Annotated in this window: 1 pseudogene; it reads right to left on the bottom strand. The window is 73.1% G+C overall.

Annotated elements, in window-relative coordinates:
- A pseudogene (locus FS767_RS22550) lies at positions 1–180 on the bottom strand (hypothetical protein); the annotation flags it as partial.
- Between the last annotated feature and the right edge of the window lie 62 nt (positions 181–242).

Here is a 242-nt window from a genome sequence, read left to right on the forward strand (position 1 = left end):
GCCATGGCGCTCGACCAGACCGAGTTGCACGAAGCGCAGCGGGCGCGCGCCGACCCGGCGATCCGCCGGCTGCGGCATCAGCCGCAGCAGCTGAAAGCGCTCCGGCGGCAGGCTGGCCCAGGGATGGGGCTCGTTGGATGCGGCCTCGACGGCCGGTGATGCGTGATCGGGGGTTTCCACGGACGGGCTCCAGCGGGTGCGCCGCTTGGGCGCCTTTGCTGGCTTATCGGCCGACGCGCGAG

This window comes from Pseudomonas sp. DE0010 (assembly GCF_007680745.1).
GTDB classification, from domain to species: Bacteria; Pseudomonadota; Gammaproteobacteria; order Pseudomonadales; family Pseudomonadaceae; genus Aquipseudomonas; species Aquipseudomonas parafulva_B.